This window comes from Janthinobacterium sp. ROICE36, from assembly GCF_002869965.1.
Taxonomy (GTDB): domain Bacteria; phylum Pseudomonadota; class Gammaproteobacteria; order Burkholderiales; family Burkholderiaceae_D; genus Janthinobacterium.
The window spans coordinates 1-13,724 of the sequence record NZ_PEBS01000048.1 but is presented as its reverse complement, the minus strand read 5'-3'; the positions used below and the strand labels follow the sequence as shown (position 1 = coordinate 13,724).

General features: G+C 62.2%; 9 protein-coding genes and 2 pseudogenes. 7 read left to right on the top strand and 4 right to left on the bottom strand.

What is annotated here, in order from left to right:
* Positions 1-10: 10 nt before the first annotated feature.
* Complete coding sequence (locus CSZ94_RS18605) at positions 11-529, bottom strand: hypothetical protein (protein ID WP_146009846.1); 519 nt, start codon at positions 527-529, stop codon at positions 11-13.
* Positions 530-690: 161 nt separating this feature from the next.
* On the opposite strand from CSZ94_RS18605, the gene CSZ94_RS18600 reads away from it, so the two are divergent.
* The 5 genes and pseudogenes from CSZ94_RS18600 (at position 691) to CSZ94_RS18590 (ending at position 3,086) form a co-directional block, all read left to right on the top strand.
* Entirely contained in the window at positions 691-1,371 is a 681-nt protein-coding gene (locus CSZ94_RS18600; protein WP_146009845.1) for a hypothetical protein, read from the top strand.
* Between the two features lie 51 nt (positions 1,372-1,422).
* Complete coding sequence (locus tag CSZ94_RS18595) at positions 1,423-1,671, top strand: hypothetical protein (RefSeq protein ID WP_102122876.1); 249 nt, start codon at positions 1,423-1,425, stop codon at positions 1,669-1,671.
* 110 nt (positions 1,672-1,781) lie between these two features.
* Positions 1,782-2,042, top strand: a pseudogene (locus tag CSZ94_RS29445) (T6SS effector phospholipase Tle3 domain-containing protein); the annotation flags it as partial.
* A gap of 82 nt (positions 2,043-2,124) precedes the next feature.
* Entirely contained in the window at positions 2,125-2,559 is a 435-nt protein-coding gene (locus CSZ94_RS29310) for a type VI lipase adapter Tla3 domain-containing protein (protein ID WP_180977534.1), read from the top strand.
* Positions 2,535-3,086 carry a DUF2875 family protein gene (locus tag CSZ94_RS18590; protein WP_180977533.1) on the top strand — a complete coding sequence of 184 codons (552 nt, stop codon included), beginning with the start codon at positions 2,535-2,537 and terminating at the stop codon, positions 3,084-3,086. The genes CSZ94_RS29310 and CSZ94_RS18590 overlap by 25 nt, the downstream gene beginning before the upstream one ends.
* On the opposite strand, the gene pbpC is transcribed toward CSZ94_RS18590, so the two are convergent.
* Entirely contained in the window at positions 3,087-5,183 is a 2,097-nt protein-coding gene (gene pbpC / locus CSZ94_RS18585) for a penicillin-binding protein 1C (protein WP_102122874.1), read from the bottom strand.
* Positions 5,184-5,200: 17 nt separating this feature from the next.
* Complete coding sequence (locus CSZ94_RS18580; RefSeq protein WP_258001077.1) at positions 5,201-10,954, bottom strand: alpha-2-macroglobulin family protein; 5,754 nt, start codon at positions 10,952-10,954, stop codon at positions 5,201-5,203.
* A gap of 472 nt (positions 10,955-11,426) precedes the next feature.
* Here CSZ94_RS18580 and CSZ94_RS18575 point away from each other — a divergent pair, with 472 nt between their 5' ends.
* Together CSZ94_RS18575 and CSZ94_RS18570 are read left to right on the top strand one after the other, a co-directional pair.
* On the top strand, positions 11,427-12,458 hold the full coding sequence (locus CSZ94_RS18575; protein ID WP_102122872.1) for an OmpA family protein: 1,032 nt from the start codon (positions 11,427-11,429) through the stop codon (positions 12,456-12,458).
* Positions 12,459-12,525: 67 nt separating this feature from the next.
* Positions 12,526-13,473 carry a YihY/virulence factor BrkB family protein gene (locus CSZ94_RS18570; protein WP_102122871.1) on the top strand — a complete coding sequence of 316 codons (948 nt, stop codon included), beginning with the start codon at positions 12,526-12,528 and terminating at the stop codon, positions 13,471-13,473.
* Positions 13,474-13,477: 4 nt separating this feature from the next.
* Here the strand turns inward: CSZ94_RS18570 and CSZ94_RS18565 are convergent.
* A pseudogene (locus CSZ94_RS18565) lies at positions 13,478-13,724 on the bottom strand (IS630 family transposase); the annotation flags it as partial.

Here is a 13,724-nt window from a genome sequence, read left to right as displayed (position 1 = left end):
CGAAACGCCACTACAGCACGTGGCGGTCGAACAGCCAAGTGCCGTAGCGTTCGACAAAGACATAGGTGTTGAAATAGTGGGGCTGAGTATTACTGAGTCCCACGAACTCGACCGTCAAGCTGATGGTCTGTGCGTCATGCACGGTCCAGTTCCACAAGCGGCGCGCAAGAAGATAATTATAGTCATCGATACGCGGAGGCTTGATCAAGGCCAGTTCGCCGTTGCGCGTCGTCACCATCCGTATCGCATGCGCAGGCTGGCGTACCGCCCCTGTTACCTGAAAAAAAACCACGACAGGATTGATGGCCGCCTTGACGACCGCCAAGTCGTCGGCACGGGTGATGCCGGACAAGTCCACGCGCCGCTTGAATTTTCGGTTGGGCGCCTCATCCAGGAAACCCAGATCCAGCGCGCCTTGCACAGGCGCCGAAGCGGCGCGCATGGCATAGGGCGCATCTTCCGCCTGCGCGACTGGCAGCGCGAGCGCACCGTACAGCAAGGACAGCAATATCGACAATCGTAATGTCATGGGCTAACTCCTGCAACGATCCATGCCGCGAAACGCGCGGCCCGCTGACGCCAATCGCAGGTGGTCCTGATGCCGCCCGCAGTTCGAGCATAATGCAATCGTGCACTCATGAACAGTAGCCGCACGCTATCATCGCATCATTAAAAATAACAAGGATGGCAATGAAAGCAGCATGGCAAGCGATGGTGGCGGCAGGCGTACTGGCCGCCGCCAGTGTACAGGCGGCGCCCACGGTGGGCGATTGCATGGAGCTGACGACGGGTATCAAGTTCAGCAAGAACAATGGCGACGCGCAAATCAACGTCGAAGAAACCTTCGAGGGCAAGAAGCTCAAGGGAACGCAGCTGATCCTCGACGGCGGCGTGCTGCTGGCCACGTCCTACCAGAACATCCGCGACGGCCAGGTATTCCTGACTGGCATGGTGCACTACAACGAAGACGGCAGCGTGCGCAGCAAGAACGTCTACGCGCCGCAGTCCGCCATCCCCGCCAAGATGCGCCCCGGCCAGGAAGTGCGCGTGCAATTCACGGACACGCAAACAAGCACCCACTACCCGCTGGCGGGACTGTCCGACAAGATCACCACCTCCACGCGCACCGACAAACGCGATTTCTCGATCACCTTCCTGGGCTGGGAACGCCTGGAACTGGGCGGGCGCCGCTTCCCCGACGCCTGCAAGTTCGAACTGCGTGACGTCGGTGGAAAAAGCAAAGGCAAAAGCGGCGAATACGTGTGGTACGCGCAAGGTTACGGCGTGATCATGACGGATAAGCTGGACCAGGATGGCGATGTGCAGCCTGCGTATCGTATCGCATTGACGAAAATCATCAGTGCGCCGTAATTTTTGACAATATTGCGCTAGAATCGGTAACACACTTCTTACGAGGAAATCATGTCGCCAATCGAACGCAAATGGTGGTTCATGCTGCCCGTCATGACGGTTGCCGCCGTCGCCACCCTGTTTCTGCTCGACAGTGCCAACCTGCCAAACACGAACCCGTTCGCGCGCAGCCTGATTTTCGGCCTGTGCTTCGCATCGCTGCACCGCGGCCTGTCGTTCTGCATCTGGATGGGCCTGTTGTGGGGCGCGCCGGGGCTGGCGGACAGCAAGCTGTCCAAGGGCAAGCCGGCCAGCCGGTAGAGGCTGCATCCACGGCAACGCTGCCTCCTTTCCGGCAAAGTTTTCGCAAATACAACTAATCCGCCATCGCGCCCCTCTACGCTGTCCTGTCTGGTCAGCATGGAGCGGCGATGGCGTATCCCAAACTTCCCTACACCGGCGGCAAGAGCACCGCCCTGCTCTATTCCGGCCGCATGCAGGACGCCATCGTGCACATCCGCCCTGAGCTGCCAGGCAACGTCATCGTCATCCATGGCGTCAACGACGTGGGCACCAGTGTTGGCGCCGTGGAAAAGGGTTTATGCCAGGGACTCGATGCGCGCATGTATGGCGACGGCCACGTGTTCACCCCGGCCACCTACCGCCTGCCACAAGCGTCCGACAAGCATGAAGTGATCGCCGATCCGGACGCCATCTATTTCAAGTGCACGCTGGCTGCATTCGTCCAAGCCTGTCGCCGTCGCAAAGCCGCAAGTGCAACTGGCTACGCCCACCAAGCAGGAAAAAAGGGAATATGTGCTGGAAGTCATCGGCCTCGGCGTCACCCTGGACAAATACCGACAAGGAAAATTGTGGGAAGCGCTGCAGAAGGGAAACGCCTATGCCAGCATCCGCGAACAGGACAAAGAAAAGTATCCATGGGATGCCATGGAAAGATCAGGAATGTCGGGTGGCCGCAGTGGCGCTGGAAAATGGCGCCAAGTACATCCCTATGTATTTCGGCGTGCCCGTGTTGAACGCGGAACCACCTATCTACAACTCACGCATGCTGGACCGCCCCGATGCGCCGGTAATAGGTTTGGCCGCTGGCGCCGCACCCTCCGGCCTGCACTGGCATCTGTTCATTGCCGGTCCGCGCCGCTTCAGCGAGCATCCGGATACCCTTGCCGTTCAACAAGGAACAACTGACGCAACTGGACCGCCTGCCGACCTTCGGCTTCATCCACCGGCCCACGTTCGTCAGGATGACGGATGAACACGGCAAGCCGTTCACGCGGCGCGACCAGCGCGAACAAGCCTTGCGCAGCTTGCCGGAAGCGGAGCGGTCCGCCGCGCCGGCGCGGCTGACCGCCGCCACAGGCGGCAATCAGGCCCAACTGGTGACACTGCACAAAACCTTGCTGAAACATGCGGAAGATGGCGGCACGGAACTCGACAGCGGCAACACGGCGCAGTGGATAGACACGGATCAGCGCCTGGGCAACACGGGCGCGGCCACCCTGTTCGTGCAAATGGCCATAGCCGTGATGGGCAGCTACCGCGATGGCGGCGTCAGCGCGGTGGTGAATTTACGCAAGCCGGAGGAAGCGAGCATCGTGCTGATCAGCCCGCCATCGGAAGAGACACGCCGCAAGCAGCAGCATCCGCACGGCGGTGACGTCTTGCGGCATTACGTCACGCCAGCCACCGACCCGGCGAATTATCCAACGAACTGATTATTTACCCTGTGCGGCAAGCTGTGCCAAGGCGTTGCCCCGCACCTGGAACGCTACCCTTGCCACCGTCTTGCCGGTGGCGTCGACGAGGGCCAGTGCATGCTTGCCCGGCACGGGGCACCAGCTGATGCTGTCAAGCGCCGCGCCCATGTCCTTGCCGTCGAGTACCCAGCGCAAATCGCGGCTGCCTTGCGCCTGGAAGAAGACGCGCTGCAGGGCGGGCGGGATGTCGGGGTCGATGGCGAGGATGCTGTCCTCGGCCGGATACACGATGGCGGGCGGCTTCACGCTGTCGCCCAGCACGGCGATGACGGGGCTTTCCGTGCCGGCGATAAACCATTCGCGGCGCGGCGCTTCCAGCGCGGGCTGGTATGCCACCATCTGCTGCAGCACGCCGGGTGGCGCCTTAGGAGCATGGCTGGGCACGTTCTTGTGCAGGTAATCCATGACGTCGCGCCACACGGGCGCGGCGCCCGTCACGCCCGATACGTCCCACATGGGCTTGCCGTCGAAGTTGCCCACCCAGACGCCCACCGTGTAGCGCGCCGAGTAACCCATGCACCAGTTGTCGCGCATGTCCTTGCTGGTGCCCGTCTTGACGGCGCTCCAGAAATTCGTTCCCAGCTCGTTGCGCAAGCCAAACGTCATGCTGCGCGCGGCGCGGTCGGCCAGGATATCGCCGACGATGAAGGCGGCGCCCGCTTCCATCACGCGGCGCCGGTCCTTGCCGGCCTGCCCTGGCTGCAGGATGGCCGTGCTGTACAGCCCGCCATTGGCCAGCGCGCGGTAGGCGTTGGCCAGTTCCAGCAGGGTCACTTCGGACGAGCCCAGCGCCAGCGAGGGGCCGTAGTATTCGGCCGGCTCCGTCAGGCTGGACAGGCCCACTTCCTTGAGGCGGTTGTAAAAGCCCTCCTGCCCCGCCAGCAACACCGTGCGCACGGCGGGAATGTTGAGCGAACTGGCCAGGCTGGTGCGGGCGCTGACATGGCCCTTGAAATTGCGGTCGTAGTTTTGCGGCGCATACATGCCCGACGCCGTGGCGACGTCGAGCGGCGAGTCGTCCATGACGGACGCGGCCGTCATTAGCTGGCGCTCGATGGCCAGTTCATACAGGAATGGTTTCAAGGTGGAACCGGCCTGGCGCAGGGCAGCCACGCCATCGACGTGGCTGCCGCCCGCGTTGCCGACATAGGCAAGAATGTCTCCGCTACGGTTGTCGAGCACGATGATGGCGCCATCGTTGACATTGCGCTCGCGCAAGGAGGCCAGTTGCTGGCGCAGGTTTTCCTGCGCAAAGCGCTGCAGAGGACCATCGAGGGTGCTACGCACGGCGGCGCCCGATTGCTTGAGCAGCTGCTGCGCCACTTGTGGCGCGGGGGCCAGGTCGGCGTACAGGGCCGTGCGCTGCAAGGCCGTCTGCACGCGCTGGCCGATCAACTGGCAACTGCTGTCCATGCGCCACTCTTTGGCCAGCGCGCAGGCGCGCCGCGTGACGGTGGCTGGCGGCGCATTCGGCGCCCGCACCAGGCTGGCCAAAATGATGCCGTCCGTCTGATTCAGGCCGGACGGCGCCTTGCCGAACAGGCTGTACGAGGCGGAGGCGATGCCCTGCAGCTCGCCACGGAACGACACCAGGTTCAAATACGCTTCAAAAATCTGCGCTTTGCTCCAGCTGTCTTCGATGGCTTGCGCGGCACGCATCTGCTCCCATTTCTGGCGCAGGCTGCGCCCGCCCGCTTGCGCCTGCAAGTCGGCGTCCAGCTGGCCCGCCAGCTGCATGGTGATGGTCGAGGCGCCCCGGGGCTTTTTCGAAAACAGATTGTCCCAGGCGGCCGTGGCCAGCGCGGACACATCCACGCCGCCATGGCGCATGAAACGCTGGTCTTCCGCCAGCAGCACGGCTTGCTGCACGGCGGGAGAAATGTCGGCCAGCGCCACCCAGGGCAAACGCCGCACTTGCATGTCCACGCGTAACGATTGCAGGGGCGCGCCGCTGCGGTCCAGCAACTGCGCTTCCGAACTGCGGTAGGCGGCTTGCACCTGGGCCGGCGTCAATATCGCTTCAGCGAAGACCGGGCCGGCCAGCAGGCCGCCCATCAGTAAAACAAACCCTTTCACTGCGCCACCTTCACATTCACGTTCGGCGACTCGCCAAACATTTCGGGCGAATACATGGCTTCGATGCGCGTGGCCGGCAGGCTGAAATCCCCGGCATTGTTCAGGCGCACCGTGTATTCGACGCTCCACGTGCCTTTTGGCACAAACGCGTAATACGCGCGGAAAGCATCGAAGGCCCGTTCTTCGAACGTGGGCCAGACCCAGCCCGTGGATTTTTCGCCGGCCGTCAGCAGCTGCGAATCACGGCCCAGGCCATTGCCCAGCACGGTGGCGCTGGCGGGAATCGGGTCGTCGACCACCACCCAGCTCATGTCCGCCTGCGCCGACAAGTCCAGGCGCACGCGGTAGACATCGCCGCGCGACCAGTAGCCCGTGGTTTTCTGTTCCACTGGCGTAATGGTTTTCTTGATCGTGTAACCGCTGGAGACGGGCGCCTTGAGCGGGATGGCCGCCAGGCTTTGCACGGTGGCCCACGGTTTACCGGTGCCGCTGTGCGCCAGGCCCAGGGTGTCCGTGCCCTTCGGCCACGCTTGCAACACGGGTCCCACTTTCGCCGCGCCATTCCACACGAGCGCTTGCGTATCGCCGCCCAGCTTCACGGCGCTGGCGCCCGTCACGGGCGTCGATTCAAACTTGGCCGAGAACTTATTGATGGCCAGGGTACCCCAGGCGTTGGCCACCGTGGTATCCCAGCGCCCCTTCTTCTGGCGGCCCATGCTGCCGCGCACCAGGCGGCCGATGTCATCCTTCCACGCCGGGTCGTCCATCACGGCCAGCAGCAGCCGGTTGGCGTTGACGTCGCCGGAGACCATCAGCCACCACCAGTTATCCTTGCGCTCGGTGGAAAAACCCATGGTCGTGCCCTGGAAGTTCAAACGGCTGCGCAGGATCTGCTGCGCCTCGGCTTGCAGCGCATCGCGGCGCGCCAGGCTTGGCGTGCGTTGCAGCAACAAGCTCCAGTCGATGACGGCGGACGTGGGCCATACATTCGGGTTGATGCTGATGCTGTCGAGCGCATCGGGCGGCACCTTGTTCGAACGCGATAGCGCTTCCAGCGCAGCGAGCTTGCGCACGGCCAGGTCGGTCGTGGCCAGCGCGGAACGGCGCACGATACGGCCCTGCACGAAAGCCGTCAAGGCTGCTTCCATGCGGTTCTTCGTCTGCTCGGGAATCGCATAGCCCGCTTCCCGGCTTGCCGACAATACATACGCCGTCAGGCTGTCGCTGCCCTGCTCCATGATGGGGAAATATTTCAGTAGGCCGTCGCTATCCAGATAGGCGGGCAAGCTGGCGGCCAGCTTGTTCCACGCCTCCTGGTCTTGCAAGGCGATGGCCTTCGAGGTGTTTTGCTCGAAGCAGGTGTAGGGGTAGGCGGCCATGTACTCGCGCACGCCGGGCAGCTCGCCACCGAGCCTGGCGACAAAGCTGGTCTGGATTCCACCCCGGCCCGGCAAGGCGCCGGCCGGCATTTGCACCGACATATTGACGGGCTTGTCGATCTGCAGCAAGGTGGCTTGATACGTCCGCACGGGCGTGGCCTGACCCACTTTTTGCGTGATTTTCAGTTGATCGGAGGTGTTGCCAAGCCCGCTGCCCGTCTTGGCGCTAATATCCCACACGATGCTTGCCGCACCGAGCGGCACCTGGTAATCCCAGCCCGTTTCGCGCGCCTCCCCCGCCGCCAACGTCAAGCTCTGGCGCGGCAAGGCCTTGCCGGCCGCCGTGGCATTGAGTTCCACGTTCAGCGCTGCGGCCGAGGTGTTACGTACCGTGAAACCGGCACGCAACTGGTCGCCTTCACGCACCAGGTTCGGCAAGCCCGACATCAAAATCAAGTCTTGCGAGCTGCGGATATCCGTGCTGCCCGTGCCGAACAGTTCCTTGCCGGCGCTGGCGATGGCGACGATGCGGAAGGCCGTCAAGGAATCGTTGAGCGGCACTTGCACCGTGGCTTCACCCTTGGCATCGAGCTTGACGGTGCCCTTCCAGAACAGCAAAGTGTCGAACAGTTCGCGGCTGGCGCCCTTGCCGCCGCCACCGCCGGCCGGGAAAGCCTTGCGGCCAAAGTGGCGCTTGCCGATCACCTGCATCTGCGCCGTCGCCGTTTCCACCTGCAGGCTGCGCTGCGCCATCATGGTGTCGAGCAACTTCCAGCTATCGTTGGGCATCAGCTCCAGCAGCCCCGTATCGACGGCCGCCAGCGCCACTTCGGCGCCGGCCGGCAAGGCTTTGCCGTCGGCGCGGCGCACGCGCACGGATACTTCCGCCTTGTCGCGCGTTTTATACACTTCCTTGTCGGACACCACCATGACGTTCAGCTCATGCGCCTGCCAACCCACGTTCAGGGGTGCGATGCCCATCTTGTAGGCCGGCTTGCCCAGGTCAACCAAGGCCGTCGGCTGCACGCCATCGACCCTGCCCCGCACGACAAACACGGAGACATACACATTCGGCGCGTAATTCGCTTTGACAGGGATATTCACCACCGGTTCCCGGCCATTGAGCTGGCGCACATAGGTGTCGAGGATGCCTTCGCGCTCGACCGTGATCAGCGCCGTGCCCGAACGGAAAGGCATGCGCACCTGCAAGCTCGCTTCCTGGCCCGGTTCATAGCGTTTCTTTTCCGGCAATACGTCGATGCGGTCGTTGTCGCTGGCGTTGAACCACCAGTCGCCGCTGCCGGCCACCCAGGTTTCGCGATTGGCGACGGCCGCGTTGCCGGCAGCATCCTGCGTGCGGGCGCGCAAGATCAAATTGCCGCTGGCGGGCGCCTTCACGTCGCAGATCAGCAAGCCCTTGTTGTCCGTCTTGCCCGAACATGCAGGCCCCAGCTTGACGATTTCGCTGCTGTTTTCATACGCATAGAAGCCGCCGATCAAACGCCGGCGATGCGAATAGCTGTTGCGCTGGAAGAAATCGACGGCGACCGGTGCATTCGCCACGGGCTTGCCATTGGTGCCCAGCACGGCGACCGTGAACTTGAAAGCATCCTTGCTCAAGGCCCAGGCGTCGGGCTTGATGCCGATCACCACATTCGATGGCCATAGCGGCACGCGCGTGGCAACGGAAGCCGTCTCACCATTCGCATCCTGGAAAGCCATTTCCGCCACCAGGTCGCGCGGCGCGGACAGTTGCGGCAACTGGTCGATGACGATGCGCGCGCCGCCCGCCTTGTCCAAGGTCAAACTTTGCGTGCGCGCGGCAGTCGCCCCGGCTCCGGCGCGCCCGCCATTGCCTTCATCCTGCCATTCGCCCTCATCGTCGTCGTAGCCGGTGCCCTGCTTGACCAGGCATTCCTTCACGTCGCCATTGCTGAAGCTGAAATCGGGATAATCGGCAAACGTCACGCTTTTGTCTTGCAACACCGTGCGCAGCTTGACGGGCGCGTTGGTGGCAGCGCCGCCCGCCAGGTAGCTGATTTGCGCATCCAGAGCCAGCTGTTTCGCCTGCACGGCGGGCGCTTTCGGACCCTGCAGCACGGCTTTCATGGTCGGCACGCGGAACGCTTCGACGCGGAAGCTGCCGGACGGGCGGCCCGCCATCGTCACGCTGTACTCGCCCTGCTTGGCGTCGGCGGGAATCACCCAGTCGTTTTCCGCCGTGCCGGTAGCCGACCAGCGCAGGGGCAGCTGATAGTTCTGGTCGCTGCCCTGGTGCGTGATGACGACGGAGGTGGCGCTGCCGGGGCCGTTGTTCTTGTCGACCAGGCGCATGCCTTCGGCCGTGTGCTTGCGGATGAAATGCTTCATGTGCACGGTTTCGCCGGCGCGCAGCAGAGTGCGGTCGAATACCGTGGCCAGCAAGGTGTTGTCGGCGCGCGTGTCGTCCGTGGGCAGGTTGAAACGCCAGGCTTCGATACCGCCCACCCAGTCCGACAGGGTGAACGTCATGTCGCCGCCGCTGCGCGCACTGATAAAGTAGCGGCCATTGTTTTTGCAGCTGGAATTGGCCAGCTCGCCGGGGATCTGCGCGACGCCGTCAGCGCCTGTGGCGCCTTGCCACAGCAGCTTGCCGGCGCAGTCGCGCACGGCCACTTGCGCCTTCGCAACAGGCGCGCCCTTGTCCAGCGACGTCACCCACACAAGCGACGATTGCGCGCCGTGCTTGAAGTGGGCCGCCAGGTTGGTCACCAGCGCGGCCGTGCGGATGTAGGCCGTGGTGGGTTTGCCCAGCAGCACTTTGCCGAGGATGGGGCTGGCCAGTTCAACCACGTAAAAGCCCGGTTTCTGCAGCGGGATGCCGATCACTTCAAAGGTTTTCTTGCCATCGGGACGGGGCAGGCTGATGGGGCGCGTGCCGGCCGCATCGGCCAGCACGGATTTGCTCATGTTGCCCGCGTACTGGGCGTAAGGCTGCCAGTACTCGCCCCCGGCGCCATTGCCGGCCAGGCGCTGCATCCACTCGATGATGAACTTGTCGTCATTGTCGGGCACGCGCAAGGTGGCGCCGGTGGCCGCCGATGAATGGGTAATTTCCTTGCCGACCAGCACGGGCTCGATATTGCGCACGGTGACGGGCAGCAAGCCGTCGCCCTTGGCTTCGATAATGCCGAACGGGGCCGGAAACTTCAGCAGCGGCGGCTGTTCGCCCGTGCGCACCGTCATGGGGAAACGCGCGCGGTTGAGCAAGGCGCGGCCAGCGTCGTCCGTCAGTTTCGGCGGCAAGCTCAGCACAAAACTGGCTTGCACGGGGAAAGGACCGTTGAAGGTGACGTACTGCACGAATTCCGCTTTTTCCTCTTCCTTCGAGATCGTCGGCGCATACGTCTTGCCGCCCCCTGTCAGGGTCATGGCGCGCACCAGCGACGCTTTCACGGGTGCGGAAAACTGCACGCGCATGGGCAGGAAGGGGATGCACTGCTCTTTCGGGTTGCTGCGTTCGCAGCTGAACTTGGCCGTAAAATCGGGCCGCGTCTTGTACTGCAAGGTTTGCGCCTTCTCCGTGGCAATGCCGCTGGCGCTGGCAATGCCCTCGCCCCACACCAGCGAGACCTTGGCGTTGGCGGGGAAGCTGCGCTTGCATTGCAGCACGGTGACGGGCAGCGGCGGCGCGCCCTTGCTGGCGACGGGCATGCCCACCTTCCAGACCGTCCCCTGCTTCTTGAAGTAGACAGTCAGGTAGCGGTCGAGGAAGCTCTTGCGCAGGGTCAAGACCTGCTCCAGCTCCTTGCCTACAAGCGGCCGCACGGGAATCTTTTCATTGATGCCATCGGCGCGGCAATACGCATGCGCGGCCACGCTGGCGGCGTTCGGCACGGCGTCCAGACCCAGCACGAAAATCTGGTTTTCATCGATATACGGCTGGCCGTCATAAGGTACGGCCTCGACGATGGCCGGGCCACCCGTGGAAAAGCGGTAGGACGTCGTCCCCTGCAAGGGCTGGCCCGCCTGGTCCTTCAGTCCCGCCTTCAAGCTAAAGCTGCACGCCACACCGGCCGGCAAGTCGCGCTCGAAATCATAGTTCCAGTTGCGCTCGTCAGCCCAGCGCCCGGCGCCCGCCACGACGGCAGGCTCGGCCTTGCCGCAATCGATGGCGAACGGCGCGGGCAAGCCCATGTCGCCGAACGGCACCATTGGCGTGGCGAACTGGGCCCTTACCTGGCGCACGGCCTTGACCGTGCCGCTCGGTGAAAACAGAGACACGCCGCTATCGGCCCAGACCGGCGTAGCCATGCCTAGCGAGAGCAGCAAACATAGCGGGCCCAGTTTGCCAGACAGCGGGGAAGAAAAAATACGGGGGTGGTCAGGCACGGGTAACTCCTTGATGAAAAGTGGCGGAGCTGGCTGCGGCACGCACAAGTTGCCTGGAGCAAGCCCGGCAAGGCAACAGAACGCGGCAGGAATACAACATCAATACAATATTAGTTATCAAGCTCATCATTGTTGCTAATATACAGTGGCATGCAGGGAACAAGTCGTTCGATTGCCTCTTGCCACGGCGCCAGGAAGTGGCCGTGCGGGTCAAAATTCCACCGAGTAAATTAGTTTTTTTCAACACTAGAGTATTTGTCGTGAATCTGCAACACCATTGATATACAACAATGCTTTGTGCGCTAACGCACCGACCTCGCGAACCTGGAATCGTATTCTTAGTCCAACAGCAGTGCATTTATCGCAAGACGGGCGCACCTGGAGTCCTTGTCTATCTCATGCAATAGCACGTGTAGCAAAATGTCGCTTTGATGCTGTAGAGAAAATCTCTTATCAACGTTGGGAGTTACTTGTGAATAATCTAAAAAAAATCGCCGTTGCCGCCGCAGTCCTGTGCTCCGCCCTCGGCGCACATGCCCAGGAAATCAATCCCTCCTGGTATATTCAACCTAGCATCAACGCACTCAAGCCAGATTCCGACTTTGCCACGGATAAAACCGGCTATGGCGCAGGCTTGCGTTTCGGTAAGCCTGTTTCCCCGGACTGGGATATCCAGCTGGGCACCACGTACGCCCGCTCCAAGGATGGCGGTCAGCGCTACCAGCAAAATACGCTGGGCGTAGACGGCCTGTACATGTTCTCGCGTAAAGCCTTCCGCCCCTTCCTGCTGGTGGGTGCCGGCATGCAGCGCGACAAGGACACCAGCTTCGCCTTTGGCGAGCGCAGCAAGAGCTCGCCATACGCCAGCGTGGGCCTGGGCTTCCAGTCCACGATCAATGATCAATTGTCGTTCCAGGCTGACGTGCGCAATGTGCACGGTTTCCTGCGCGGCAATACCTTCGATCCGAGCAGCAAGTCCAACAACTACTATGTCACCGTGGGCCTGAACTTCGCGTTCGACAAACCGCCTGCACCGCCGCCACCACCGCCACCACCACCACCACCAGTGCGCGAGGAAGTCGTCGTGGTCGTGCCGCCACCACCACCGCCACCGCCACCACGCTTTGAAAAAGTGACGATGTCGTCAACCGAGCTGTTTGCCTTCGACAGCGCCAAGCTGGGCTCGACACAGACCAAGCTCGACGAGATCGCCCGTGTGCTGAACGCTGCGCCGGACGTCAACAATGTCGTCATCAGTGGTTATGCCGACCGCATCGGTGCGCCCAAGTACAATCTGAAACTGTCGCAGCAGCGCGCTGATGCAGTCAAGGAATACCTGGTCGGCCACGGTGTCGCCGCCAACCGCCTGACGGCCGAAGGCAAGGGCTCCACCAATCCTGTCGTCACCTGCAATAACAAGAAACGTGCCGACCTGATCAAGTGCCTGGAACCAAACCGCCGCGTTGAAGTGGAACAGATCACCATCGAACGCCGTGTACAATAAGTAATACCAGTGGTACGCCACTAGTTAAAAAAGGGGCTGCGGCCCCTTTTTTTCATTGAAAGCCACCATGAATTTCTCTACCCGCTATCCCAGACTGGCCGGCCTGGCGTCGTTCAGCAAGCAGATGCGCAGTGTCATCGTGTGTTCCGTCACCGAATGGCTGGAACACCGCGCCTCAAGCAAGGGCGCCGCCCTCGCCTACTACACCCTGTTTTCCATCGCCCCCATCCTCGTGCTGGTGATCGCCATCGCCGGCTTTTTCTATGGCCCGGCCGCCGCGCGCGGCGAACTGATGGGGCAACTGCAAGGTTTGCTGGGCACGCAAGGCGCCGAAGCCATCCAGCTGGTGCTGGCCGGCGCGAAGAACCATGAACAGGGCCGCATCGCCACCCTCATCGCCAGCGCCCTGCTGCTGTTTGGCGCCACCAGCGTGTTTGCCGAACTGAAAGCCAGTCTCGATGAAATCTGGCAAGTGCCAGCCCTGAAGGAAGCGGGCGCCTGGGACATGCTGCGCACGCGTTTGCTGTCTTTTGGCCTGGTGCTGGTGCTGGCCTTCCTGCTCATGGTGTCGCTGGTGGTCAATGCAGCCATGGCCATACTCGCCAACTTCTGGGAAGGCGTGTGGAAGGACACGGCCGTGCTGTTTACCATTTTGTCGAACCTGATCGGCTTTGCCGTCATCGCCAGCCTGTTTGCCGTCATCTATAAAATGCTGCCGCGCGTGCACCTGTCCTGGCGCGACGTGCTGATCGGCGCCGTGGGCACGGCCTTCATGTTTTCACTGGGGAAATATGCGATTGGCGTGTATATCGGCAATAGCGGCGTGGCCAGCAGCTATGGCGCGGCCGGTTCGCTGGTGGCCCTGCTGCTGTGGGTGTATTACTCGGCGCAAATTTTCTTCCTGGGTGCCGAGTTCACGCGCCAGTTCGCCCTGCAACTGGGTAGCATGAAGGATATGCCGAAGACGGAAGACGGCGATGTGCAAGTCAAGATATTGAAGCGCCACCAGTCGTAAGCAGCTAGTGTAGTGCTTCGTTATTCTTTGAACTAAGCCTCCGATTGGCACGGATCACTTTTTGCAGGATGTCGTTAGCCTTGGCGGTCCATACAAACGGCTTCGGATTCTGATTATGGGCCGCAATATATTCATGGATTGCGACGGTCAGTTCATGGACGCTACGAAAGACTCCGCGCTGGAGTCGATCCGTTGTCAAACTGCGGAAGAAGCGCTCGACCATGTTGAGCCAGGAGGCGGACGTCGGCGTG

Coding starts and splice junctions, on each gene's coding strand:
- CSZ94_RS18605 (WP_146009846.1), bottom strand. CDS start 529: ATGACATTACGATTGTCGATATTGCTGTCCTTGCTGTACGGTGCGCTC.
- CSZ94_RS18600 (WP_146009845.1), top strand. CDS start 691: ATGAAAGCAGCATGGCAAGCGATGGTGGCGGCAGGCGTACTGGCCGCC.
- CSZ94_RS18595 (WP_102122876.1), top strand. CDS start 1,423: ATGTCGCCAATCGAACGCAAATGGTGGTTCATGCTGCCCGTCATGACG.
- pbpC (WP_102122874.1), bottom strand. CDS start 5,183: ATGGGCGGCCTGCTGGCCGGCCCGGTCTTCGCTGAAGCGATATTGACG.
- CSZ94_RS18570 (WP_102122871.1), top strand. CDS start 12,526: ATGAATTTCTCTACCCGCTATCCCAGACTGGCCGGCCTGGCGTCGTTC.